This window comes from Collinsella sp. HCP3S3_E5 (assembly GCF_052067635.1).
GTDB lineage: Bacteria > Actinomycetota > Coriobacteriia > Coriobacteriales > Coriobacteriaceae > Collinsella.
On sequence record NZ_JBQHQF010000061.1, the window covers coordinates 1 to 707 of the forward strand.

Sequence of the window (707 nt, forward strand, 5' to 3'; positions counted from 1 at the left end):
CGCCCGGTCCCGTTCCGAACCCGGAAGCTAAGCCCCATCGCGCCGAGAGTACTGCGGGGCCAGCCCGTGGGAGGCCAGGGCGCCGCTGACCGGTGGACGGCACCGAGCCGTCATCGAGAATCGAGAAGGGGGAGGCCTCGCGGTCTCCCCCTTTTTTGCGTTTGTATTGATCCGTGGCTCTAGATAGTTGATTTCTTTATTCTGAAGTTGCAATAGCATATGAAGTGGGTTGATTCTTTTCGAGGCCTGTTTTTGGGACTCGTTCTTTACAGTCCGCACTTAGGAACGCTCCTTTGGCTGGTTGCGTATTTCCTAGATGGATCTGCCAATTTAGATTACAAATCAATCTTTTCTCGCGTTTCACGTCTTTCGGCTAGGATTGCACACTAATGGGGCTCCAGCGCTGTCTGGCGGGGTCCTTTGTCGCGTAAAGGCTTTATAAGGGGAACCGTCGCAATCTATCTCCTAGGTGCTATTTAATTCTGGTTTGGGTCTATAACCGATACGTATACATCGGACAGCATGAACACCGAGGTCATACGGTCTGTCTGAGATATACGATCGTCGATTAGACCCTGTCGGATTCCAGGGCCCTCTGGTTCATTTGTGAACAAAATATGGAGTGCTGGATTCCCGCCCCGCGGGCCCCTCCGGTCTGGCAATATATCTCCTTGCCGCGCGGCCCGGTCGGACCGGGAACCGGCGCA

At 54.3% G+C, this 707-nt stretch carries 1 rRNA gene; it reads left to right on the forward strand.

The annotated features are described in order from the left end of the window. Positions 1–91, forward strand: a 5S ribosomal RNA gene (gene rrf, locus ACTM82_RS08980); the annotation flags it as partial. Positions 92–707 lie beyond the last annotated feature (616 nt).